This is a genomic window from Alteromonas lipotrueiana (assembly GCF_019249245.1).
Lineage (GTDB): Bacteria > Pseudomonadota > Gammaproteobacteria > Enterobacterales > Alteromonadaceae > Alteromonas > Alteromonas lipotrueiana.
The window spans coordinates 77,147-101,249 of record NZ_JAESDK010000005.1 but is presented as its reverse complement, the minus strand read 5'-3'; the positions used below and the strand labels follow the sequence as shown (position 1 = coordinate 101,249).

19 protein-coding genes and 1 other RNA gene are annotated in these 24,103 nt (G+C 44.0%); 16 read left to right on the top strand and 4 right to left on the bottom strand.

All coding sequences use genetic code 11. The annotated features are described in order from the left end of the window. Positions 1 to 7: 7 nt before the first annotated feature. Positions 8 to 1,108 carry a phage shock protein operon transcriptional activator gene (gene pspF, locus JK130_RS05285; RefSeq protein ID WP_218353174.1) on the bottom strand — a complete coding sequence of 367 codons (1,101 nt, stop codon included), beginning with the start codon at positions 1,106 to 1,108 and terminating at the stop codon, positions 8 to 10. A 197-nt stretch (positions 1,109 to 1,305) separates the two neighbouring features. Here pspF and pspA point away from each other — a divergent pair, with 197 nt between their 5' ends. From pspA to maiA, 9 genes are all read left to right on the top strand, one after another. Further along, positions 1,306 to 1,977: a phage shock protein PspA gene (pspA, locus tag JK130_RS05280; protein ID WP_218353173.1), complete on the top strand. Its 672-nt coding sequence runs from the start codon at positions 1,306 to 1,308 to the stop codon at positions 1,975 to 1,977. An 86-nt stretch (positions 1,978 to 2,063) separates the two neighbouring features. Then, a complete protein-coding gene (gene pspB, locus JK130_RS05275; protein ID WP_218353172.1) occupies positions 2,064 to 2,303 on the top strand; it encodes an envelope stress response membrane protein PspB in 240 nt (79 codons plus the stop codon). Further along, complete coding sequence (pspC, locus tag JK130_RS05270; protein WP_218353171.1) at positions 2,300 to 2,755, top strand: envelope stress response membrane protein PspC; 456 nt, start codon at positions 2,300 to 2,302, stop codon at positions 2,753 to 2,755. The genes pspB and pspC overlap by 4 nt, the downstream gene beginning before the upstream one ends. Before the next feature lie 218 nt (positions 2,756 to 2,973). Beyond that, a complete protein-coding gene (gene phhA / locus JK130_RS05265; protein WP_218353170.1) occupies positions 2,974 to 3,783 on the top strand; it encodes a phenylalanine 4-monooxygenase in 810 nt (269 codons plus the stop codon). Positions 3,784 to 3,863: 80 nt separating this feature from the next. Next, positions 3,864 to 5,420 (top strand): transcriptional regulator TyrR, encoded by a 1,557-nt coding sequence (gene tyrR, locus JK130_RS05260; protein WP_218353169.1) that lies wholly within the window; start codon positions 3,864 to 3,866, stop codon positions 5,418 to 5,420. Positions 5,421 to 5,624: 204 nt separating this feature from the next. Continuing rightward, the gene (hppD, locus tag JK130_RS05255) at positions 5,625 to 6,731 is read left to right on the top strand and encodes a 4-hydroxyphenylpyruvate dioxygenase (protein WP_218353167.1); all 1,107 of its coding nucleotides are present in this window, start codon (positions 5,625 to 5,627) and stop codon (positions 6,729 to 6,731) included. Next, positions 6,724 to 7,866: a homogentisate 1,2-dioxygenase gene (locus JK130_RS05250; protein WP_218353166.1), complete on the top strand. Its 1,143-nt coding sequence runs from the start codon at positions 6,724 to 6,726 to the stop codon at positions 7,864 to 7,866. The genes hppD and JK130_RS05250 overlap by 8 nt, the downstream gene beginning before the upstream one ends. 27 nt (positions 7,867 to 7,893) lie before the next feature. Beyond that, positions 7,894 to 8,907, top strand: coding sequence for a fumarylacetoacetate hydrolase family protein (locus JK130_RS05245; protein ID WP_218353164.1), 1,014 nt, complete (start codon positions 7,894 to 7,896; stop codon positions 8,905 to 8,907). A gap of 17 nt (positions 8,908 to 8,924) precedes the next feature. Next, on the top strand, positions 8,925 to 9,581 hold the full coding sequence (maiA, locus tag JK130_RS05240; protein ID WP_218353162.1) for a maleylacetoacetate isomerase: 657 nt from the start codon (positions 8,925 to 8,927) through the stop codon (positions 9,579 to 9,581). A gap of 37 nt (positions 9,582 to 9,618) precedes the next feature. On the opposite strand, the gene JK130_RS05235 is transcribed toward maiA, so the two are convergent. Next, a complete protein-coding gene (locus JK130_RS05235; protein WP_218353161.1) occupies positions 9,619 to 10,086 on the bottom strand; it encodes an Lrp/AsnC family transcriptional regulator in 468 nt (155 codons plus the stop codon). Positions 10,087 to 10,276: 190 nt separating this feature from the next. Here JK130_RS05235 and JK130_RS05230 point away from each other — a divergent pair, with 190 nt between their 5' ends. Both JK130_RS05230 and ffs read left to right on the top strand, forming a co-directional pair. Further along, a complete protein-coding gene (locus JK130_RS05230; protein WP_218353160.1) occupies positions 10,277 to 11,335 on the top strand; it encodes a Glu/Leu/Phe/Val dehydrogenase dimerization domain-containing protein in 1,059 nt (352 codons plus the stop codon). A gap of 79 nt (positions 11,336 to 11,414) precedes the next feature. After that, positions 11,415 to 11,511: signal recognition particle sRNA small type (ffs, locus tag JK130_RS05225), an RNA gene on the top strand. Between the two features lie 17 nt (positions 11,512 to 11,528). Here the strand turns inward: ffs and JK130_RS05220 are convergent. Next, on the bottom strand, positions 11,529 to 11,804 hold the full coding sequence (locus JK130_RS05220; protein WP_218353159.1) for a late competence development ComFB family protein: 276 nt from the start codon (positions 11,802 to 11,804) through the stop codon (positions 11,529 to 11,531). A 97-nt stretch (positions 11,805 to 11,901) separates the two neighbouring features. Between JK130_RS05220 and JK130_RS05215 the strand changes: the two genes are divergently transcribed. The 4 genes from JK130_RS05215 to JK130_RS16730 all read left to right on the top strand — a co-directional run bounded on the left by JK130_RS05215 (position 11,902) and on the right by JK130_RS16730 (position 22,069). After that, positions 11,902 to 12,987: a tryptophan 2,3-dioxygenase family protein gene (locus JK130_RS05215; protein ID WP_218353158.1), complete on the top strand. Its 1,086-nt coding sequence runs from the start codon at positions 11,902 to 11,904 to the stop codon at positions 12,985 to 12,987. A 238-nt stretch (positions 12,988 to 13,225) separates the two neighbouring features. Then, the gene (locus JK130_RS05210; protein WP_218353157.1) at positions 13,226 to 16,144 is read left to right on the top strand and encodes a TonB-dependent receptor plug domain-containing protein; all 2,919 of its coding nucleotides are present in this window, start codon (positions 13,226 to 13,228) and stop codon (positions 16,142 to 16,144) included. Positions 16,145 to 16,512: 368 nt separating this feature from the next. Next, on the top strand, positions 16,513 to 19,401 hold the full coding sequence (locus tag JK130_RS05205; RefSeq protein WP_218353156.1) for a TonB-dependent receptor domain-containing protein: 2,889 nt from the start codon (positions 16,513 to 16,515) through the stop codon (positions 19,399 to 19,401). Positions 19,402 to 20,248: 847 nt separating this feature from the next. After that, a complete protein-coding gene (locus JK130_RS16730; RefSeq protein WP_218353155.1) occupies positions 20,249 to 22,069 on the top strand; it encodes a 2OG-Fe(II) oxygenase family protein in 1,821 nt (606 codons plus the stop codon). On the opposite strand, the gene JK130_RS05195 is transcribed toward JK130_RS16730, so the two are convergent. Further along, complete coding sequence (locus JK130_RS05195) at positions 22,056 to 22,763, bottom strand: 2OG-Fe(II) oxygenase (protein WP_218353154.1); 708 nt, start codon at positions 22,761 to 22,763, stop codon at positions 22,056 to 22,058. The two genes, JK130_RS16730 and JK130_RS05195, sit on opposite strands and share 14 nt — an antisense overlap. A 571-nt stretch (positions 22,764 to 23,334) precedes the next feature. Here JK130_RS05195 and JK130_RS05190 point away from each other — a divergent pair. Continuing rightward, positions 23,335 to 24,099: a DUF3450 domain-containing protein gene (locus tag JK130_RS05190; protein WP_218353153.1), complete on the top strand. Its 765-nt coding sequence runs from the start codon at positions 23,335 to 23,337 to the stop codon at positions 24,097 to 24,099. Positions 24,100 to 24,103 lie beyond the last annotated feature (4 nt).

The window sequence follows — 24,103 nt, the reverse complement described above, 5'->3', positions numbered from 1 at the left end:
ATAAGTTTCACTGGGTATCAACCGTTTCAGGTGCTGAGTCTAACAAATTGTATTTCTTTAGATAACCTCGTAGCTGATGATAGGTCAGAGATAATTTTTCGGCAGTCTTTTTTTGATTGTACTGACTGTCGGCCAACGCATGTTTAAGCATATCAATTTCATATTGCTGTGAACGCTCTTTTAAATCAATAGGGTAATGATTACCCAACACGCCGGTTGCTATGGGTTCTGTCACCGGTTTGTCCTCTACCGGTTGCCGGGGTTCACTATTTACGCTGGGGGCAGGTGTACACCGGTCCTGCGTTTTAATACGTCCGGTGGGGCGAAAAGGTGAATCAAACGGGTCAAGGACAATCTCGTGCACGGGCACATGTGAATTGTTACAACGGTATACCGCACGTTCTACAACATTTTTCAGTTCTCGAATATTACCTGGCCAATGATACTCAAGTAAGCTGCGGCGGGCTCTTTCGGTAAAGCCGCTAAATAATTCCATTTCCATTTCGCGCGCCATATTAATGGCGAAATGCTCGGCTAACATAAGGATATCGTCACGGCGTTCGCGTAACGGGGGGATAGTAATAACATCAAAGGCCAGACGGTCGAGCAAATCGGCTCTGAATTCACCTGCGGCGGCCAGGGCCGGTAAATCCTCATTAGTGGCGGCCACTAAACGAACATCGGTTTTAATGGTTTTACTGCCACCCACACGTTCAAATTCGCCGTATTCAATAACCCTTAACAATTTTTCCTGAATAAGGCCTGAAGTATTGGCTAATTCATCCAGAAACATGGTTCCGCTGCTGGCAACTTCAAAGCGCCCTTCCCGGCGTTTAGCCGCCCCGGTGAAGGCCCCCGCCTCGTAACCAAAAAGCTCACTTTCAAGCAGGTTTTCGTTTAACGCAGCGCAGTTTAGCTTTACATAGTTTTGATCCCAGCGCTGTGATAAAAAATGCAGTCGCGCTGCCACTAGCTCTTTTCCTGTGCCGCGTTCCCCAATAATTAAAACGGGTTTGTTCAGTGGCGCAAGCCGAGAAATTTGCTCTAACACCTCTAAAAAGCTATTGGCCTGACCTAATAAATTGTCAGATTGGCGAAATCTACTCATCTGTGTCCTTAATGTTAGCCAATTCGACCAATTAATAGTGTAGATGAAAACCACCCTAGAAACGATGTTTTATTAGTCAATAAAAAATGTTTAGTTTCAATAGGTTAAAATTATGGCTTAGCTGGCAAGCAAATTGAATAGTGTTATACCAGTAGGTGCTTTGTGCACCGTTTTTAAAACGAGTCTGAGGAATTTTTATGGGTATCTTCTCGCGTTTCACCGATATAGTGAACTCAAATATCAATGCATTACTGGATAAAGCTGAAGATCCAGAGAAAATGGTTCGCCTGATTATTCAGGAAATGGAAGACACGCTGGTTGAGGTACGCTCAGCCTCAGCAAAAACATTAGCCAGTAAAAAGGAAATTGCAGCGCAAATTTCAAAGTACGAATCTGATGCTAATGATTGGTCTGCTAAAGCAGAGCTGGCGTTAAGTAAAGATCGTGAAGACTTAGCCCGGGCAGCCCTTCAGGAACGCAAAAAGTCGGCCGAAGCGGCTGATGCGTTGAACCGAGAGTTAAGTATTGTTGATGAGCAAATTAGCAAGTTGCAGGAAGAGATAGGCCAGTTACAGGAAAAACTGGCAGATGCTAAAGCACGGCAAAAAACCATCATAATGCGTCAGAAAACGGCGAGTTCAAGGCTTGATGTTAAGCGTACGCTCGACAGCAGCAAAGTCGATTCAGCGATGGGCCGCTTTGAACAATACGAGCGTAAAATTGATGACCTGGAGTCGCAGGTTGACGCGTATGATCTGGGTAAAAAGACACTCAATGATGAGTTTGCTGATTTAGAATCTGATGATAAGATTGATGAAGAATTAGCCGCATTAAAAGCGAAAATCAATCAAAATAAGACAGCTCAGTAAGCTGCTAACTGGTGCCTGTCGCTTTGCTCACAGCGACAGGTCAGTTTTATCTGGTGAGCATATCACCTGATACGGAGGAAAATAAGATGGATGAAGCAATTTTAGGACTGTTGATTACGCCTATCGTCTTGTTCATGATTTTGGTTGCACCTATTTGGCTTATATTACATTACCGCAGTAAAAAACGCATTGGCCAAGGGCTTAGCCAGGAAGAGCATGCCGCGCTGGAAGATTTAGCCAGAAAAGCCGATACAATGGCTGATCGCATTAAAACCCTGGAAGCGATTTTGGACAGCGAAGCGCCACAATGGAGGAACCGGGCATGAAAGTGAACCGTCAACTTTATCGTGACACCGATCATAGTCAGATTGCGGGTGTATGTGCGGGAATTGCTAACTATTTTGGTTTAGAGCGCTGGCTAGTGCGTATCATTGTGGTTACTGCGTTTTTCTTACTGGCAGGCTCTTTTATTTTTGTGGGCTATATTGCCTGTTGGTTTATTCTTGAAAAAAAATCAGCCGGGCAGGACAACGAACCTATTTACGATCAGGTACAAGCAACCGGCAAAGGTTGGCGCAATAGCGATAGCACTGATCAACATAATAAAGAAAGCTCGGTTGAGGTTAAAACTAAGGTATGGCAAGCCGGACAGCCACCCGGGCAGGCATTAGCGCATATAAGCGAGCGCTTTGGTAACAATGAAAAGCGTCTGCGGGATATGGAAAAACACGTTACATCGCGCGAATTTTTACTGAACCGTGAAATCAATCGGCTGTAAAACGTAGTATAGTCTGCGCCACCCAAAACCGTCTTTTCAGGCGGTTTTTGTTTTTTGTGGTGTGGCAACCTGCTGTTATTTTTAACAATTATTAAGTCATGTAAAACATTTGTTACATTGGATTGAGTTGTCGACTTTAGCCTGGCGCTGTTGTCTGCAACCGATTTCGATAAACTGAGTCGTATAGAATAAGCAACAACGTTAAAAGGTTCATAGGTATGGCAAAGTCAACTGGCTACAAGTCAAGAGAATCTGATACCCAGGGGTATATTCAGTGGAGCGCAGAAGAAAATCAAATATGGTCTGAGCTGTACGAGCGCCAGGCGGGTTTGATTCAGGGGCGTGCTTGTCAGCAATATCATGACGGGTTGGACTACATTGGATTAAGCGCCAAAGAAATTCCTCAGTTGCCTGATTTAAATAAACGTCTTCAACAGTCTACAGGCTGGCGCACAGCTGAAGTCCCCGCGCTGATTAATTTTTCAGAGTTCTTTCGGTTGCTGGCAAACAAAGAATTTCCAGTGGCAACATTTATTCGGACCCGTGAAGAGTTTGATTATCTACAAGAGCCCGACATTTTTCACGAGGTGTATGGCCATTGTCCGTTATTAACAAACCCGGCGTTTGCTCATTTTACCCATACTTATGGAAAGTTGGGTTTAAAAGCCAGTAAAGAAGATCGTGTTTACCTGGCTCGCTTGTACTGGTTTACGGTTGAGTTCGGACTGGTAAATACCTCAGAAGGTTTGCGTATTTTTGGCGGAGGGATTTTATCATCGCCAGGCGAAACCGTTTATTCGCTAGAAAGCGACAAACCGGTCAGAGCACCGTTAGACCCTATCGATGCACTTAGAACACCTTATCGTATCGATATAATGCAGCCTTTGTACTATATACTGCCTGATTTTGATGACTTATTTACGCTGGCCGAACAAGATATTATGGCTATGGTAGAGAAGGCTAAAAAGATGGGATTGTTTGAGCCGTTGTTCCCGCCTAAAAATAAGCAGGTCAGCGGCCAGAACTAAACCGTTTAAGTTTAAAAAAGGCTTCACATGTTATAGCCTTGTGATACTCTGTAAAATATACTTTACATGCAGAGTGAGCTATGCGCTTAGAGATAATCTGTCAGGACAGACTGGGTATTACTCAGGACGTTCTGGATATACTGGTCGCCCACGAAATCGATTTACGTGGAATCGAAATTGATGTGGGCGGCAAGATTTTTCTTAATTTTCCCAATATCGAATTTGCTGACTTCCAGCATCTGATGCCCAAAATACGTCGAATCGAAGGTATCGATGACGTTAAAACAACGCCGTTTATGCCTGCAGAACGGGAAAGAAATCAACTTTCTGCCATCTTACAAACGCTTCCCGATCCTGTTTTTTCTGTCGATACCCGTGGGCAAATTTTAATGTGTAACGAAGCAGTTACCAGCGGATTAGAATTATCCCTCAGCGAGATTAAAAAAACCGAATTAGAAGAGTGGGTGAAAGGCTTCAACTTTCACCGCTGGATTGAAGCGGATGATCTTCGTCCCCAGTCAGTTAAAGTGCAGTTTATACAGCAGGATTACCTGGCTGATGTATTACCTATTCATGTTCCAGATGGCGAAGACGGTACAATAATCGCAGGTGCGGTGGTGCTGCTAAAATCAGAAATACGACTTGGTCAGCAATTTAGCGCCTTCCATCAAAACGATTGTGACAGCTTTGACCACTTTATCGTACAGTCGCCTGCCATGGCCAAAACCGTTCGTGAAGCCAGAAAAATAGCCGATCTTGATGCGCCTATTTTAATTTTTGGCGAAACCGGGACCGGCAAAGAAATGATAGCTAAAGCGTGCCATCAGGCGAGCCGCCGAAACGAAGGCGAATTTTTGGCATTAAACTGCGCCTCGTTACCCGATAGTGTCGCCGAAACCGAATTGTTTGGTTATGCGGCCGGGGCATTCAATCAGCCAGAAGGTAAGGCCGGACTATTAGAGCTGGCCGCTGGCGGAACATTACTGCTTGATGAAATTGCTGATATGTCTGCCCAGCTTCAGGCGAAGTTATTGCGGGTAATGGAAAATGGTGAGTTCAGACGGGTCGGAGATGACCGCCCGGTGAGTATTGATGTACGTTTTATCTGTACTACCTGCCGCGATTTGGGGCAATTAGTTGAAGAAGGCCGTTTTCGAAAAGAGTTGTATTACCGGCTGAATGTCTTAAGTCTGGTGATGCCGTCTTTAAAAGAGCGAAAAGCGGATATTGTGCCGCTGGCCGAAGCGTTTATTGTGCAGCATAGCTCTAAGTTGGGTCGCCGCCCGGCCAAGCTTAGCAAATCCTGCGTGGAGTTTTTGCAACAATATCCATGGCCAGGCAATGTTCGACAACTACAAAACGCTTTGTTCCGAGCGCTGTCGTTACTAGATGGCAAAGAGGTAACTAAAGAAGACATACAGCTACCAAGTTGCGCGCCAAGCATGTCTTACATTGATGAAAACTTTAATGGCTCACTTGATGAAGAAGTGAAAAAGTTTGAACGTGATTTGCTTAAGCGACTGTACCCGTCGTACCCCAGCACCCGGCAGTTAGCTAAAAAGCTGGGACTAAGCCATACCGCTATTGCTAATAAACTTCGTGATTACGGAATCAATAAAGCGACTGTAAAGTTTTAATTCCGCTTTAGTCCGCTTTGGTTTACGCCTGCTGGCTCTGAGCAGGCGTTCTCTCTATTTAAAATCGACCCTCGTTAAAAGTGGAAGCTATTCGTTACACTTAGTAGCATTCTCCCCCTGCCAGTTATTCTATGTGAAAACTTTTCAGCGCCGTTATTTTATTGTTTAGTGTGTGAATACTTTGTAAATAATTAAGGCGCTTTTATGTCTCAGGCACAATCTCAAACCGATATTTCTTATAACCCTCTGGGCACTGATGGTTTCGAATTCGTCGAATACACCGCTGCGGATAAAGCGGGTATTGATGCGCTGAAACAACTTTTCTCGCTGTTGGGCTTTGCCGAAGTGGCCAAACACAAATCAAAAGAAGTTTGGTTGTATAAACAGAACGATATTAATTTTATTGTTAATGCAGAACCGACCTCGCAGGCAGCAGAATTTGCTCGTTTGCGCGGCCCTAGTGTGTGCGGTATGGCCTTTCGGGTTAAAGATGCTTCAAAAGCGATGTCACATGCGCTTGACAATGGCGCGAAACAATTTTCGGGCAACCTTGGTCCGATGGAGCTGAATATTCCGGCGGTGTATGGCATTGGTGAAAGTACGCTGTACTTTGTCGACCGTTATCAGGACAGCAACATTTATGAAGTCGATTTCAGGTTTTACGATGATGCTGATGAGCGCATGAGTAAAGCACAAGCGGGTCTGACAGTGGTTGATCACCTTACTCATAATGTACGTCGCGGCAATATGGCGGTATGGGCGAACTTTTATGAGCGTTTAGGTAACTTCAGAGAAATTCGCTACTTTGATATTGAAGGCAAACTTACCGGACTGGTAAGTAAGGCGATGACATCACCGTGCGGCAAAATTCGTATTCCTATCAATGAATCTTCTGATGACAAATCACAGATTGAAGAGTTTATCCGCGAATACAAGGGTGAAGGTATTCAGCATATTGCTATGACTTCTGATGATATTTATCAGACTGTAATGGATCTGAAAAAGCGTGGCATGAAGTTTATGAATACGCCTGACACCTACTACGAAGCTGTAAATGATCGAGTAGAAGGTCATACGGAAGACCTTGAAAAACTGCAAGAACTGAAGATTTTAATTGATGGCGCACCCACAAAAGACGGCATCTTATTACAAATATTTACCGATACCGTTATTGGTCCGGTGTTCTTTGAAATTATTCAGCGTAAAGGGAACGAAGGCTTTGGTGAAGGTAACTTTAAAGCCTTATTTGAATCGATTGAAGAAGATCAGATTCGTCGGGGTGTAATTACTCAAGAGCAGCAAGATGCGTAACTGGATTCGGTTTCCTACTGCGCAGGGAACCCATTCGCGTCAGGCTCACGCCGACTTTCCTGAAAAAGGAATTTATGAGCGAGAGCTTGGTCGAAATGGTTTTTTTGGCCCTGCAACGCATATGCATCACAAGCATGCACCTACCGGGTGGAGCGAGTGGGAGGGGCCATTAAGGCCCCGTGCATTTGATTTAAACCAGCTGTCGGGTACCGATCATACGCCGGTATGCGACAGCCCCTTTGATGCACCTTCAATACTTAGCAACGCGCATTGTCAGTACCGGTTATGGCACTGCAAAAAGGCCATGTCCAAACTGGCCCGAAACGCCGATGGCGATGAACTTTTGTTTATTCATGAAGGCGAGGGCGAGCTGTATTGTGATTACGGACATTTATCGTTACGTGAGGGTGATTATATTGTCATCCCCCGGTCTACTATGTGGCGGCTAGAGCCGGCTGGTAGTATGCAGGTATTAATGATAGAGGCCACCAATGATGCGTACCAGCTTCCGGAAAAAGGAATGGTAGGCGGACACGCTATTTTTGATCCGGCGGTACTTGATACTCCGCAAATTAATGACACCTTTTTAGCGCAGCAAGACGAAAACCAGTGGCAGGTAGAAGTAAAACGCCATCATCAGCGCTCGCTAATTACCTACCCTTATAATCCGCTTGATGCTATTGGATGGCATGGGGACCTAAGTGTTGTACGTCTTAACTGGCGTGACATTCGGCCTTTAATGAGCCACCGGTATCATTTGCCGCCTTCGGCTCATACCACCTTTGTAGCAGCCAGATTTGTGGTATGTACCTTTGTACCAAGACCCATTGAGTCTGACCCGGGCGCGTTAAAAGTCCCCTTTTATCACAACAATGACGATTACGACGAAGTTCTGTTTTATCACGCCGGCGATTTTTTCAGCCGCGATAATATCGAAAAGGGCATGGTGACGTTTCATCCTGCAGGCTTTACCCATGGCCCGCATCCCAAAGCTTTTGCTGCGGGTCGGGCGCATAAGAAAACGTTCACTGATGAAGTGGCCGTTATGGTTGATACCCGCGATGCACTGAACGCTACAGACGCCGCGCTGGCGGTGGAAAATCCAGAATATGTATACAGCTGGCGGGCAGAATAGTTTGTCAGCTAAGGGAGCAAGATAGCAATGAAATTAGCAACCTATAAAAACAACACACGCGATGGACAGCTTATGCTGGTTTCGCGCGATTTAGCGGTAACCTGTCAGGTTTCTGATATAGCCGAAACCATGCAACAGCTGCTCGATAACTGGCACACTCTGGAAGGTCAGTTGGTACAGCGTTATGACGCGCTTAACAAACGCCAAACCGAACACGAAAACTTTGACCAGGAGCGGTGTGAGTCGCCATTACCGCGAGCCTATCAGTGGGCCGATGGCAGCGCTTATGTTAATCACGTAGAGTTAGTGCGCAAGGCTCGTGGGGCCGAAATGCCCGAAAGTTTTTGGACCGACCCGCTGATGTATCAGGGCGGCAGCGATGACTTTATAGGTCCTCGTGACGATGTGGTGCTGCCCAGTGACGAGTGGGGTGTGGACTTTGAAGGTGAAGTGGCGGTAATCACCGATGATGTGCCTATGCAATGTTCGGTGGACGATGCCCAAAGTCGTATACGCTTAATCATGTTGGTAAATGATGTTTCTTTGCGTGGGCTGATACCGGGTGAACTGGCTAAAGGCTTCGGCTTTTTTCAGTCTAAACCGGCTTCCAGTTTTTCACCCGTGGCCGTTACGCCTGACGAACTGGGCGACGCCTGGAACGATTCAAAAGTTCATTTGCCCTTATGCTCTACTTACAATGGTCAGTTGTTTGGAAAGCCTGAAGCGGGTGAAGACATGACCTTCAACTTTGCTCAGCTGATCAGCCATGCAGCCAAAAGCCGCAACCTGGGAGCCGGAGCTATTATCGGTTCGGGCACTGTGTCTAACAAACAAGGTACCGAACACGGTTCAGCTATTAAAGATGGTGGAGTGGGGTATTCGTGTCTGGCCGAAGTGCGCATGATTGAAACCATTCGTGATGGCAAGCCAGCTACTCCTTTTATGCAGTTTGGCGACACCATAAAAATGGAAATGCAGGATGCTTCAGGTCACAGCATTTTTGGCACAATTGAACAACAAATTAAACCCCTCAAAAAATAATAAACAGGGCACATACTATGGCATTGAAACTGTATGGATACTGGCGTTCTACAGCCAGTTACCGGGTTCGAATTGCGTTGAATCTCAAACAGCTTGAATACGAGTATGTGCCCGTTCATTTGGTCAAAGATGGAGGCGAACAACACCAGGTAAACTACACGCGTCTGAACCCAAGTGCATTAGTCCCCACCCTGATTGATGAAAATGAAGACATCGTACTTAATCAGTCGCTCAGTATCATTGAGTATCTTGATGAAAGGTATCCGCAGGGTTGTATGTTACTGCCTGAAGACCCCGTAGAAAGAGCCCGGGTAAGAGCATTAGCTCAGGATATCGCCTGTGATATTCAGCCATTGGGCAATTTACGAATAATGCAGGCACTGGAAGCCGAGTTTGGTATTGCCAAGCCAAAACAGCTCGAGTGGGCTGCACTCTGGATTCGGACAGGGTTTGATGCATTAGAAAAGCGGTTGGTTAATCAGTCTGGAAAATATTGCTTTGATTTTACCGTATCGCTGGCAGATACCTGTTTAGTACCCCAGGCCTATAATGCAAAACGCTTCGGAATTGATTTATCGCAGTATCCTCAGATAAATAAAATTGTAAACAACTGCGAGCAATTGCCCGCGTTTATTGCGGCGCGACCAGAAAACCAAAGTGATGCGCCGGCATAGTTGTTATAGGGTTGCAGACAGGCAAATAAGGCATAAACTATTGCTGTTTGATCGGCAGTTCCGTGGTGTTTTTTACCTGCTTTAAGGCAAACGTAGAGCTTAAATGGTCAACTAAAGGTAAATGCGTTAGCTTAGACTTTAAAAGTGTTTCGTATTCTTCGATGCTTTCAACCACAACTTTCAGCAAATAATCTTTTTCGCCACTGGTTGTGTGGCATTCAACAATCTCATCCACAGACTGGACGGCCTGCTCAAAGTCGGTTAGCGAGTCGCCATCATGGTTTTTCAAGGTAACAAAGATAAAAACCGAGACACCCAGATTGAGTTTTTTACTGTTTAACAGGGTAACTTTACCAATGATAATACCGTCGGCTTCCATTCGTTTAACACGACGCCAGCACGGTGTATGCGACAAGCCCACCCGTTGGCTTAAATCTGCCATTGAAACGGTCGCATCTTGTTGTAAAACCCGCAAGATTTCACGGTCAAATTTATCTAATTTCATTACTGTCTTGTCCAACCAATGATGATGTGCATTATACAATAAAAAGCTTTATAGGATAAACGTCCTAGCGCATCGGGGTTTATAGTAAGATTATCTCATGGTGTTAAATCCATTAACAAACTTTGCAACGCATATCCTCCGTGATTTTCGCTATCATTGCGTAAACTAAATTCTACATATTAGAGGGTCTATGGCGGTTTTCGATCACCCAGAGTTTGATAAGCACGAACACGTCGCATTTTATCACGATGAAGAAGCGGGTCTAAGCGCCATCATCGCTGTTCACAATACCAATCTTGGCCCAGCTCTGGGCGGCTGTCGTATGTGGCCTTATATCAACAGCGCCGAAGCGCTTACTGATGTCTTGCGTCTGTCAAAAGGTATGACTTACAAAGCGGCAATGGCAAATCTTAAGCTGGGCGGTGGCAAGTCAGTTATTATTGGCGATCCGCGTAAAGCAAAAACCCCTGAAATGATGACGGCAATGGGTAAGTTTGTTGATTCATTAGGCGGTAAATATTTTACTGCTGAAGATTCAGGTATTGCGGTCACTGATTTGCAGATTATGGCTGAAGAGTCCGAATTTATTGCCGGTGTTAATGCGCAATATCATATTGCCGGAGAAAAACCCGATGGTAACCCGGCGCCCTCTACGGCTTATGGTGTATTTGTTGGACTACGCGCCGCCGTGAAATACAAATTAGATCGCGACCTTCAGGGAGTAAAAGTGGCTATTCAGGGGATGGGACATGTTGGTTACCGTCTGGCAAAACACCTGAAAGAAGCCGGTGCTGAACTGTACGTGACCGATATTTATCCTGAAGGGGTAGAGCGTGCAGTTAATGAGTTAGGCGCTAATGCAGTTGCCCCTGAAGAAATCTATGCGCTGGATGTTGATGTGGTGGCCCCTTGTGCAATGGGCGCATCCATTAACGATGTGACCTTACCCACCATTAAAGCCCAGGTAATTGCGGGTGCGGCGAACAATCAGTTAGCACGCGAAGAATTGGGTGACATTTTACAGCGTCAGGGCATTTTATATGCGCCAGACTATGTAATTAACGCAGGTGGGGTGATAGACATTTATCATCAGCGTATGGAAACCTCCTCAGACACCGCTATGCGGGAGCATATTGAACAGATTGGCGATACTCTGAATGAAATCTTCACTCGTGCCGATACTGAGCAAAAAGCGACCAATCGGGTAGCAAATATGATTGCTGAAGAGCGTTTTGCAATCAAAGGTTGAAACTTGTTAAACAAGACGTCATAATGCGCGCCGCTGGTTAGGAAGCAGACGCTTTCAGGCCAGCGTATCAATGGTGGGCTTTTGGTCCTCTTGCAGTGATACTCTGTGAACTCGGTCAGGCCTGGAAGGGAGCAGCCGCAGCAGACGACTCATGTGCCGAGATGCGGCTGGAAGCCTGCCACCCAATCTGCTTTTATTTTGTTTCTCGCTTACTGTTTTTCTTCAAAAAAGCCACTGCTTTTTCAACGGCATACTGTACGTTCATCTCCATTTGTCGACGCTCGCTTTGTGGTAAGTAAAAGGCCATATCTACTTCATAACGAATGTATCTTGGCGGTACCTGGTTTAATGCCAGACAGCAAACATCGGCCAGATAATCGGCTGAGTTATTTTTATCTAATCCCAGTTTTTGAATATGCTCGGTGACCAGGTGTTCATAATAATTATGGATATCATCATGCAACTTCATACACGCTTCCCTGTAAATATTTTGTTGGATCATTGTCTAATTTTTGTGTCATAAATGGTAGACTAAATTTACCTAAAAACAACAAGAAATCGGTGTTATGAAACGCAACAAAACGCCTGTGTATTACGGTGATTATCTTCAGCTGGATAAAATATTAGGTGCACAAAAGATGCAAAGCACAAATTATGGCGAAACTGCCCATGATGAAATGCTGTTTGTTATTGTTCATCAGGTCTATGAGCTGTGGTTTAAGCAGATTTTACATGAGTTAAACGCCGTAATTACTGTTTTTAATGAAGCAGAAATTCCTGATGATGCGCTTATTGAAGTTGTACACCGTCTGCATCGTATCATCCAGATACAACAGCTTTTAAATGATCAGATTAGCGTTATGGAAACAATGACACCCCAGCAGTTTCTTTCCTTTCGTGATTATCTGGTTCCCGCCTCGGGCTTTCAGTCGATCCAATTTAAGCGTTTAGAAATTTCTCTGGGCCTGAAACGTGAGTATCGAATTGATTTTGACAAACAAAGCTTCTACAACCGTCTGGCAAAAGAAGACCGTCGTATTCTTGAAGAGTTAGAAAGCAAACCAAGCCTTTTTGAACTCGTAGAAAAGTGGTTAGCCCGAATGCCATTGCTAGAAAAAGATGAGTTTGCATTTTGGCAGCATTTTAAAAAAGCATCGGACGCCTGTTTACAATCAGACAAACAAATTATCGAAAATAATGAAACATTGTCTGAAAAGGAAAAACGTCAGGAATTAAAAGACCTGGACTCTACCCGTGAAAGCTTTGATGCATTGTTTGATAAAAAAGCGTATCAAAAATTAAATGACGACGGCACATTCAGATTAAACCACGATGCCATGATGGCAATGTTGTTTATAAAGCAATACCCAGAAGCGCCTATATTTAACCTGCCTTTTCAGCTTATTACTGCACTAACTGAAATAGATGAAAAATTAACCATCTGGCGTTACCGGCACGCGATGATGGTACAACGTATGTTGGGCACTAAAATTGGTACAGGAGGCTCGTCAGGCCATCAATATTTAAAAAAGACCACCGATTCAAACCGTATTTTTATAGATTTTTTTAATGCGGCCAGTTTTCTGTTACCCAAAGATATGTTGCCGCCTTTGCCCCAACAGGTGAAACGTTACTTCGGATTTTATAAGTAAAAGGTAATGTATAACTCGCCGATATTAGTTATTGCTTATGTAATGAAGTGAAATATAGGTTGTTAACAAAGTGTTACAGTGCGGGGTGAATTTGTAACCAAAAGTTGTTGAAAAAAGCTTCCGATTAGGTTTTTATAATAGGGTGAGAATAAAAAATATCTCACCCTTCACGGGACATAATAAATATCATAATAGATAAAACAGAAACCCACATTTTCTGTTTTCAGGGAGACACTTCATGTTTAAAAATTCTAAACTGGCCTCGTCAGTTAAGATCGCCTGTGCGTTAGGCTCTACTGTAGCACTACTCTCTTCAGGTAATGTTTTTGCTCAGGAAACGGCCAAAGAAAGCGAGGCTACCGTTGAAAAAATTGCGGTAACAGGGTCGCGAATCGCCAGACCCGAACTTTCTACACCGGCTCCGGTAGTAACTATTGATGCAGCTGAAATACAGCGTTTTGGTGCACCGGATTTAGGAACCTTACTTGCCGAGCTTCCAGCTATTGGTGCGGCCAGTACTTTGATTGGTAACAATAACAGCAACGCCAATGCTGGTATCAGTTCTCCTGATTTACGCGCATTGGGTGCTACCCGTACACTAACCTTGGTAAATGGTAAGCGTCATGTTGCAGGCTCTCCGTTTTCAAATGCGGTAGATACCGGCACCATCCCTACTGCCATGATTGACCGTATCGAAGTTATTACTGGTGGTGCCTCGGCAATCTATGGTTCTGACGCGGTAGCCGGTGTTATCAACGTTATTTTAAAAGACAACTACGAAGGTTTTGAGGCGCGTTACTCGCATTCTTCAGACCTTGAAGACGTAGGTACTCAAAATACAGCGTTTAGCATTTTGGCCGGTGCCACCAGCCAGGATGGCCGTGGTAATGTTACCTTTTTTGCTGAAAAAAGCTCAATAACAGAAGTATTAACGCCGAGCTTACAACAAGCTCAGAATTTCGGAACGGTTAATAACCCTGAAGATGGCGGTGAGGATGATGGCATTGCGGATAAATTCAGAGTTCCTAATGTAGGTTCTGAATTTATCAACCAGTTCGGTGTTCTGAATCCGTTTTCCGGTGGCCCAAGAATTACCTTTACCCCAGATGGCACAGGTATTGTGCAGGTTGAACGAGATCTGACCAACAGTTTCGCCTTCGGTAGCTTTGATCAGGCTTATGATACTGTATTTTTCACCGAACAATACGAAAACTACATTCCGGCTCAGGATACCTTAACCTTAGCCAGTACCTTTCGTTACGATATCACCGACAACATTCGCTTTTATGGTGACATGAAGTATGTCGACAAAGACATTGAGCAGCAGTTCCAACCATCTTTCCGGTTTGGTAATGTTTCAATTAACGCCACAGACAACCCATTCTTAGATGACGGAACACGTCAGCAACTGTTTGATGCTGGCCAGACCGGTGATGTAGCGATGGCGCGTTTCTTTGATGATATCGGTAACCGTTCAGCAGCGAATGACCGTCGCTTGTACCGCATTGTTTCAGGCTTCAAAGGCTACTTTACGCTTTCTGATACAGACTTTGATTATGATGCTTATTACACCTACGGCGAAACTTCAAATGTTCGTCGTACGTTAAACGATCTTATTCCATCAAACCTGAATGCTGCATTAGACGCAGTCATTGACCCTGAAACAGGTGAAGCTGCATGTCGAAGCCAGGTGCCTTCGGCGCAGGGCGATGACTATGAAGATCCAGCAGAGGTTAATGGTGGTAACTGTGTGCCGTTTAACCCGTTTGGTTTTGGAAATGCAAGTGCTGAAGCCTATGATTACATTTCAGGTGATGTAACACGTGAAGACCAGCTTACTCAGGAAATGTTCGGTGCAACCGTATCGTTTGACACTGCAGAGTTCTTCTCATTGCCAGGTGGCGCAATTGGATTTGCACTAGGTTTTGAACATCGAAAAGAAGATGTTCGCACCACCACTGACGAATTTACCAAAGCCGGTTTTTATACGGGTGCGGCTACGCCTGACTCGTTTGGCGGTTACGATGTTGAAGAGTTTTTCGTCGAAACACGTTTGCCAATTTTATCAGGGGTATTTTTAGCTGAAGAGTTATCAATTGATGCGGCATTCCGTTCAGCAGACTATTCACACGCAGGTAATGCTGATGCCTGGCAGGTTGGCTTCTTATGGACGCCGATTGAGCAAATTAGCTTACGCGGTACGGTAGGTGAGGCGGTTCGTGCACCAAATGTTGATGAAGCATTTAGTCCACAATCACCCGGCTTTGCCCGTGTATCTGATCCATGTGATGCCGACAACATTGATGAAGATGCGGATCGCCGTGCAAACTGTCTGGCTCTAGGTATTCCTGAAGGGTTTGAAGCAAACGATAACGTAAGTGTTAATACGCTATCTGGTGGTAACCCTGACCTGACACCAGAAGAAAGTGAATCGCGTACCGTCGGTATTGTTTGGCAGCCAACCTTTGCCGAGAATCTGGCGATAACACTAGATTGGTACGATATTGAAATTACCGATGCCATTACCAGCGTAAGTGCCCAGGATATAGTAGATAACTGTGTAGATGCTACAGGTGGACCGGATACAGCGTTCTGCTCGCAGGTAGATCGTAACGAAAACTTTGATGTTGATCTGGTACGCTCAGGCTTTGTAAACGCTGCGGCGTTACAAACTTCAGGTTTAGAGATGCAAATTCGTTATACTACCGATTTAGCACAATTTGACCTGCCTGGTGAGTTACGCTTCAACGTTCAGGGTAACTATGTTGATGAACTGGAAGAATTTGCGTTCCAGGAAAGACCTGATGAAATTAACGTAGAAGTCGGCGAAGTTGGCGATCCTGAACTGCAATTCAGAACCAGTGTAGATTACCGTCTTGATAACTGGAAGTTTAACTACACCAGTCGGTTTATTGACCGCAGTGCCTTGTTTGATGTTTCACCAGACGGTGGTACTGAAGAAGATGTGGATATTAGCTATATAGGGTCTATCTGGACTCACGATTTGGCGGCGAATTACTATATGGGTGAAAACCTTGAAGTGTACGCTGGGATTCGTAACATTTTCAACAAAGTACCGCCTGGTTACACGTTCAACCCACTGTATGACTTGGTCGGACGTCGCTTTAACGCAGGGGTTATCTATCGCTTTGAATAAAGCTAACTCACTTACCTAAGTAAAATAAAACACCCAGCTAATGTTGGGTGTTTTACCCTCAACTTCTGCATTTCTATTCTTTTTATTGTTTGTACCTTCTTTCTTTATAATACGCCAAAGTAACGTTTTATTTACAATAAAAAACTTATATTTTTCTATGGGTTAACGATTTTTAAACAAAAGTCGTAAAATTAATACGAAAATAAATGGAACTTTTCTTCTATCTTATCTCAATGGTAGTTGACCGCATCTAAGCTATGTGGTTATTATCACCTCAAGGTTTAGTGCCTTAACGAATAAAAAGTCGATTAAACGGCTTATATTGCAAACACTGAACATAACGTTTTAGTGGTCCAGGGAGACTATACATGTTTACAAACAATAAATTGGCTAAGTCAGTAAAACTGGCGTGTGCCTTTGGCGCAGCCTCAGCAGCTATTTTCAGCACCAATATGGCTGTTGCACAAGAAGATGTAACTGCAGAAGAAGCGGTAGAAAAAATCTCGGTAACGGGTTCTCGTATCCGTAAAGTAGATTTTGTATCTAATGCACCGGTTGCTACTGTTGGCGAAGAGCAATTTGAATTAACGGCTACGGTTAACACCGAGTCACTGCTAAATACACTTCCGCAAGTTGTTCCTGGATTAGACCGTACGTCTAACAACCCAGGTAACGGTACAGCGACAGTTGACCTTCGTGGTTTAGGTACTAACAGAACATTGGTTCTGATTAACGGTTTGCGTGCGGTTCCAACTACTGCAGGCGGTACCGTAGATATTAACTCTATCCCAACTGCGTTAATTAAGGACGTTGAGGTTCTAACCGGTGGTGCATCTGCAGTATACGGTTCTGACGCGGTAGCGGGTGTTGTTAACTTTATTCTTAAAGACGACTTTGAAGGCGTTGATATCGCCACTGGTTATGAAATCACTGAAGAAGGTGATGCAGAAATCTGGAATGCAGATTTCACTATCGGTGGTAACTTCGCAGATGGTAAAGGTAACGTAGTATTTAACATCAACTACACCGATCGTAGCGACCTGTTCCAGGGCGACCGTGATTTTGCCTCTGTAGCACAATTTGACGATGGTGCTGGCGGTCTGGAGCCGGGCGGTTCATCAGGTGTACCGGCAACAGCTATCTTTGCGGGTGGTTTTGCTGGTTTCGCACCAGATTCAAGCGGTATCATCTTTAATCAGGACGGCGGTGTTCGTCCATTCGTTGCAGGCGGCGCTACTAACGATTTTTACAACTTTGCTCCTGTAAACTACATTCAGCTTCCTCAGGAACGTCATCAAATTACTGCTATCGGTTCATATGATGTTACCGATAATGCTGAAATTTACGCACGTGCCATGTTTACTGACAGCAACGTTCCACAACAGCTTGCTGCTACGCCAATTTTCCAAAGCTCTACTTTTACTTTGGACGGCAACCCTTACATTACCCCAGAAGCTCAGCAAACTATTTCTGATGCCATTGGCGGTGACGTAGATACTGATGGCGATGGTATTGCCGACACGGGTTCTGCCTTGTTACGTCGTCGTATGCTAGAGGTTGGTCCTCGTCGTTCGCAAAGTAACTTCCAGTCTTACCAAATGGTAACGGGTGTGCGTGGTAGCATTGGTGATACTGCCTGGACATACGATGTTTTTTATCAAACAGGTCAGGTTACACAAACTGAAGCTCAGTTAGGTAATGTTAACCGTGGACGTTTTGACCAGGCACTGTTGCTGGCAACTGACGAAGACGGAAACGTACTGTTAGACGAGAACGGTAACCCTTCTTGTGCAGACGGCTCTGAAAATGGTGCAACTATTGGTTGTGCGCCTCTGAATATCTTCGGTGAAGGTAACATTTCAGAAGATGCAGCAGCCTTCTTACGTACAGCGGTATCATCTTCAGCAGTATTCGACCAAATCATGTGGGGTGGTAGCATCGCCGGTGATTCAGGCGAATGGTTTGAACTACCAGGTGGTCCGGTTGGTATCGCGGTAGGTTACGAGCACCGTAAAGAAGATTTTGAATTCTTACCTTCACAAGATTTAGCCGCAGGTACCATTGCTGGCTTTAACGGCGCACCGCCGGTTGCTGGTGGATACTCTACTTCAGAATGGTATGCAGAAGCTTATCTTCCAATTTTATACGGATTGCCTTTTGCTGAATCTGTAGATATGGAGCTGGCTTATCGTTCTGCTGATTACAGCACAGCGGGCACCGTAGAAAGTTATAAAATCAGTGCGTCATGGGCCATTAATGATGACCTTCGATTCCGCGCTGGTTTTAACACAGCGGTTCGTGCTCCGAATATTGCTGAGCTGTTCTCACCTGCAGGTGAAAACTTCCCAGGTGCTGCGGATCCATGTTCTGCATCAGGTTCACCTGATGCACCAAGTGCTGAGTTAGAAGCTTTGTGTCAGGCAACTGGTGTTCCGGCTGATGTATTGTTTAGCTCAGCGATTGACCCGGCTTCAGGTCAGGTTCGCACCCAAGTAGGTGGTAACCCGGATCTGAAAGAAGAAGAAGCTGAGACATTAACTGTTGGTATGGTTGTGACTCCGTTTGAAGACTTTACTTTCAGCATCGATTACTTCGATATTGAAATTGAAGATGCGGTTGCTACTGTTGGAACTAACAACATCCTTAATCTGTGTTACAACACAGGCGCCGGTGGTGTAGGTTCACAATACTGTGACGCGGTTACTCGTCGTGCAGACGGTACCATCGACTTTGTTTCTGATGGCTTCCAAAATGCTGCATCTGTGAAACTGTCGGGTATAGATGTTATTGCAAGCTACAATGTAGATGCAGGCCCGGGTAACTTAAGCCTTGATTACTTAGGTACTTACACTGACGAGTCTAGCTATGAAGCTTTCCCAGGCGCTGATTTAATTGAGTGTGCGGGTAACTTTGGCGTAAATTGTGGTGAACCTTTGCCAGAATATAAGCACCGTGTAACGGTTAAGTACAGCATTGATGACTTCACTGGTCAGTTGTTGTGGCGCTATGTTGGCGAAGTTAACGATGATGATGATGCAACTGACTTCACTGTTGAGCAGATTGATGCACACAGCTACTTTGATGCATCTGGTACTTACTACCTTGGTGAAAATTATCGTGTAACTGCTGGTGTGGACAATGTGTTTGATAAGCAGCCACCTGTCATCGGTGACAACGATCAACAAGCTAACACATACCCTGCAACTTATGATGTATTCGGCCGTACTTACTATGTAAGATTCGCCGCTTCGTTCTAAGCAATAGCGTATAAGAAAAGGCTCCTTTAAGGAGCCTTTTTTGTTTTAATTGGCCTGTACCAAACCCTAGACAGTGCACTACCCAAAAGCGGCATTAAAGTTTTCTCTTATCTACGTAGACAAGTAGCTACCTCAGCAACTCCACTCTTTATAAAATAGATAAGCACATTCATTCCCTGTTGCACTATTACAACGTGCTTCAGTCGCTGTAGCCCCATGTATTGATAGGTTTGCATTACGCCCGTTATCTGGTCTATTTAATTGTATATTGCTTTGTGAATTAATTAACTTTTTAGGTGCCAAGCCTCCTCATTTTACTGTGAACCGAGTTTTGTAAAGCGAACTACCTTCCTTCAATAGGCCTTACCTGATTTTTAAATGGTGGTTGAAGTCAATAGTCAGCGTAGGCTGATAAAAGTCTTAATATAATTATACAATCTGGAATCCAGCCATTTTATAGCCTCTATAAAATGCCTTTAATACGCAGTGTTGGATTACACCAGGTTTAAATCTTGTTTTTAACGCCACGGTTTACTAAATCCTTTTCTTTGCAATCTGTTTTTACCAAATGTTATTTACCGGTAAGCGTTTTTATATGAAAAAAGGGGAGGGAATAGACTGTAAAACTCAATCGCTGATTCGGGTTCACAAACTCCCAAGGTAAGTAGCGGGAGATGATTTGTATGTTATTTAAGCAAATAGATATGCCTGATTGTAATAAAGGCATAGCGTTAAACCGCGACTAAAAATATCATTAGACTAAATGTCAATGTTATTTGGCATTAAATACTACCTATTTTGACGCAAAGACCTTAATATAAGTTATTGGTAATATTGAGGCAGAATTGTGAACCCAGGTAATCAGGTTGTACAAGCACTCCAGACGCTGTTGTATAAAAAAGACTTTGTATCATTACAAAAGCTATTGGTGCCGTTGTTACAACGTCAGCCTGGTAATCAGCTATTATTAAGGTTCAGAGCCGCTAGCTCTTTTTCAACTGGTAATTATAAGTCTGCTATTACTGATATTTTAGTGTGTCTTAAACATACCCCCGAAGACATTGAACTAAAACTTAATGCAGCGAAGTGTTTTGCGTATGCTGGCGATGCAGTGAAAGCCAGGGAATTTTGTGACAAAGCCTCAAACTCTGATCGTCCTGAATGTATCCCGGCACTCATTTTTTATTTTGAAAAACTGAGTAAGCAAGCGTGTTCTGCATCTTTAAACTTAATGACTAAGCGCGCCCTTAATCATATTAATGCCTCTGAAAAACTTGCGCTTGCATTGCTTAACACACTTATTGCTGTTGAAGATATTACTTTAGCTAACCGTCTCTGGCCCAAGATAAAAAAACGCTTTTGTACTAATGAAAACGCCAATGATTTTATTCTCATAGAAGCACAACTTAACCGAGCGAACGGTCATCACCAGAGCGCAATAAAGAGTTATCATCACCTTCTGAATAAGGTAGGGCAAAACTACGCAATTCATCATAATCTGGCTAACTGTTTGTGGGATGTGAATGATACAACCGCTGCAATATCTCACTATGTACAGGCACATAAATTAAAGCCCGATTTTCTACCCACTATTAAAAATTTAGTAGAGCTATGGTACGAATCAGGACAATCTGCGCTTTGCTCTGACTTGTTTAACCGCTTAGCGGACAAACAGCAGTTAGGCGATGAGGTTTTAGATTTTTACATTACCTTTTTAATTAAGGTAAAGCAGCATACCAAGCTGTGGTCTGTTTTAGATTATTACAATGAAGCTATTGTCCCGCATAAGCTGGCCTTTTATAAAAGTGAAGCATTTAGAATACAAGGAAAAACAGAGCGCGCGGGCGACGTTGCCCGGCAGGCGGTATCGAGACGTCTAAGTTGTGATGAACGATGCCAGTTAGCACAAACCTTGCTTGTAAGTCATCAATACGAGCTGGCAACGACATGTATAGAGACCGTATTAAGTGAAGATCGCCAAAATCAATGGGCGTTATCTTTAACGCGATATTGTGGTTCCGAATTTTCACCCGGGCAAAATTCAGACATACAAGAAACAGACTATATCTTTGAAGAGTTTATTCAGCCGCCTGAGAGTTATACGAGTCTCCATAGGTATCTATCCGATGTAGCCGAATATCTTGATGAACTGCATGTTGGTGACGATTCGCCATTGTTTCAGACATTGCACCGCGGAACACAAACGAAAGGCAATTTGTTCTCACATCGACATGCGCTGTTAACCCATCTTCAAGCAGAATTGACCCGGATTGCGAATAATGCGCTTAATTATTATAAAACGATACCTAATCCGTATTCAGGTTTTGCCGACGGGGCAAATGCGGCGGTAAATACAGCCTGGTCGGTGAATTTAAAAACAGAGGGATTTCATAATGATCATATTCACCCGATGGGGTGGTTGAGTTCGGTGGTCTATATTGCGTTACCTTCGCTTGATAACGATAAACATGAAGGCTGGCTACGCTTTGGTCAGACTAATTTTATTCGCTCAAAAAATACTGTGTTTCATAATGTGATGCCAGAAGAAGGTAAGTTGATAATATTTCCTTCATATTTTTGGCACGGCACGTACCCATTTAACCATGAAGGCCGACGCCTGACCGTGGCATGTGACTTTGTACCTGAAGAGGCAGTTACAGCGGTTTAGCTCGAAACCAGCCCGAAAAAGCGTACCGTGACTGTTTAGCAAAAGGCGTAACATAGGTAACGCTGTGAATTCTATCGACGCTAAATAAATTAAGACTGTTATAAAACGGCGCCCAGCTTTGCAAAGGTGCGCCCGCCTGGCTATAAAATTGTAACAAACCGCCCCAGTCGGGATGCCACTCACGATTAAAATTAGCCACAAAAGCGACCCGGCGTTGTTCCGTTTTATGAATATCATTGTGTCGCGTCAAAAAGTGGCCGGGCTCAAAACAACTCGCCTGTAAAGAAGCAGCACAAATATCATTATAGCCTGATATCCGCTTGACCCAGTCGAGAATCTGCTCGTTATTTAACCATTCTGAAAAGACTTTAAAATCAGGTTTCTGGTGCTGTGCACCTTCTAACGAAGAACGCTTATAACAGTAACCGATGCCGTGCGCAGCATTATGATTTATCATCTTAAACAATTGCTGCTGTTGAGCGTCGCTGAAATTGCGATACTGCTCTGTTGGCAGATTAAGTACCTGATTATTCACGAACGTTGCCAGGCTGTAGTTTTTATGCGACTCCAGCGCCAAAGTCATTCGCTGTGCAAACTCATCAGTAAAGGCCGAGGCAATATTGATGTGCTGATTCGTTTTAAACGATTGTTCATGCATCAATTGATTGGTATCTATAAGCGTATTCTGCAGCAAAAAAAAGTCCTTGAACCTGACTGATTGCAATAAGGATATCAGAAAAATGTTATATGTCAGTGGCTAATTGAAACAGTTTTCACCCAAGGTGTTGTAGTAATAAAACAACGCATACAGCGATGTGATCTTACCTTTTAATAAGGCCGGCAGAGGCAACATATAATTAACGATTCGTACCGATAGTGTTAGCTACCTGTCTAAATGAAATAATCTGGCTGAGTATTTATGCTTCGCTAAGACTATGGGTTCTAGTTGGAGACTGGAGGCGCAGAACAAGGCGGTTGGCGCAATTGCGGTATTGACTTTACATCGGTTTTGCCTATTTATGTGAAAAGGATGAATGAATTGCTCATCAAACAAACAGGCAGTAAATAGCTATGGGTGTTAAGACTGTGTTACTTGACTCTTTCTGTCATTCCATGTGATTATTACTAATTCGTAGTGCTGGCGAAACCACGCCACTGGCTACCATTTCCGAAAACAAAAAAATTGTAACAGTTTATACGCCCCTTGCTTGAGATTTGCTCGGCAAGGATTTAAATAAGAAATTTGGTTGGGAACTATGTCCAAGATGAGCAAGAGAACTCTTATTGCTTCTACTGTCATGGGTGCATTTGCACTGACAGGCAGTGCAGCCGTCTCTGCAGTTACTCTTAACGATCTTCATAAAGAAGAAGCTAAGATCCATGCGGCTGCAGCGAAATCTCAAGAAAAAATCAACGCATTATTCGAGCAGTCACAAGAGTTGTTGGTTGAATATCGTCAAACTGTTGACCAAACAGAAAATCTGAAAGTTTATAACGACTATATTGCAAGCCTGGTTTCTGACCAACAACGCAGTATCGATTCTTTGCAACGCCAAATCGACAGTATCGAGCAAACGAAGCAGGGCATTGTTCCGCTGATGTTCCGTATGATCGACAGTCTTGAAAAGTTTGTTGAGCTAGATGTTCCTATTCATTTAGAAGAACGTCGTGAGCGCATTCAACGTCTTCGTGATGTTATGGCTAACTCTAACGTAACTGTTTCTGAACAATTTCGTCAGGTTATTGAAGCCTACCTGGTAGAAGTCGAGTACGGCAGTAAAATGTCTTCTTACCAAGGTACTATTGATGACAACGGTACTGAAGTAACCGTAGATTTTTACAATCTTGGACGTACCGCCTTGATGGCTCTTTCACTTGACCAAACCAGTGCATGGGTTTGGAACAAAGATGCTCGCGAATGGCAGGCTTTGGGTGATGAGTACCTATCTTCTGTAGTAGATGCTGTGAAGATGGCCAACGGCACTATCACACCAGATCTAATTAAGTTACCAATAGAAGCAGCGGAGTAAGTTT

Coding starts and splice junctions, on each gene's coding strand:
- pspC (WP_218353171.1), top strand. CDS start 2,300: ATGAAAGTGAACCGTCAACTTTATCGTGACACCGATCATAGTCAGATT.
- pspB (WP_218353172.1), top strand. CDS start 2,064: ATGGATGAAGCAATTTTAGGACTGTTGATTACGCCTATCGTCTTGTTC.
- maiA (WP_218353162.1), top strand. CDS start 8,925: ATGGCATTGAAACTGTATGGATACTGGCGTTCTACAGCCAGTTACCGG.
- phhA (WP_218353170.1), top strand. CDS start 2,974: ATGGCAAAGTCAACTGGCTACAAGTCAAGAGAATCTGATACCCAGGGG.
- JK130_RS05190 (WP_218353153.1), top strand. CDS start 23,335: ATGAGCAAGAGAACTCTTATTGCTTCTACTGTCATGGGTGCATTTGCA.
- JK130_RS05220 (WP_218353159.1), bottom strand. CDS start 11,804: ATGAAGTTGCATGATGATATCCATAATTATTATGAACACCTGGTCACC.
- JK130_RS05250 (WP_218353166.1), top strand. CDS start 6,724: ATGCGTAACTGGATTCGGTTTCCTACTGCGCAGGGAACCCATTCGCGT.
- JK130_RS05215 (WP_218353158.1), top strand. CDS start 11,902: ATGAAACGCAACAAAACGCCTGTGTATTACGGTGATTATCTTCAGCTG.
- JK130_RS05230 (WP_218353160.1), top strand. CDS start 10,277: ATGGCGGTTTTCGATCACCCAGAGTTTGATAAGCACGAACACGTCGCA.
- pspA (WP_218353173.1), top strand. CDS start 1,306: ATGGGTATCTTCTCGCGTTTCACCGATATAGTGAACTCAAATATCAAT.
- pspF (WP_218353174.1), bottom strand. CDS start 1,108: ATGAGTAGATTTCGCCAATCTGACAATTTATTAGGTCAGGCCAATAGC.
- JK130_RS05235 (WP_218353161.1), bottom strand. CDS start 10,086: ATGAAATTAGATAAATTTGACCGTGAAATCTTGCGGGTTTTACAACAA.
- tyrR (WP_218353169.1), top strand. CDS start 3,864: ATGCGCTTAGAGATAATCTGTCAGGACAGACTGGGTATTACTCAGGAC.
- JK130_RS05245 (WP_218353164.1), top strand. CDS start 7,894: ATGAAATTAGCAACCTATAAAAACAACACACGCGATGGACAGCTTATG.
- JK130_RS05205 (WP_218353156.1), top strand. CDS start 16,513: ATGTTTACAAACAATAAATTGGCTAAGTCAGTAAAACTGGCGTGTGCC.
- hppD (WP_218353167.1), top strand. CDS start 5,625: ATGTCTCAGGCACAATCTCAAACCGATATTTCTTATAACCCTCTGGGC.
- JK130_RS05210 (WP_218353157.1), top strand. CDS start 13,226: ATGTTTAAAAATTCTAAACTGGCCTCGTCAGTTAAGATCGCCTGTGCG.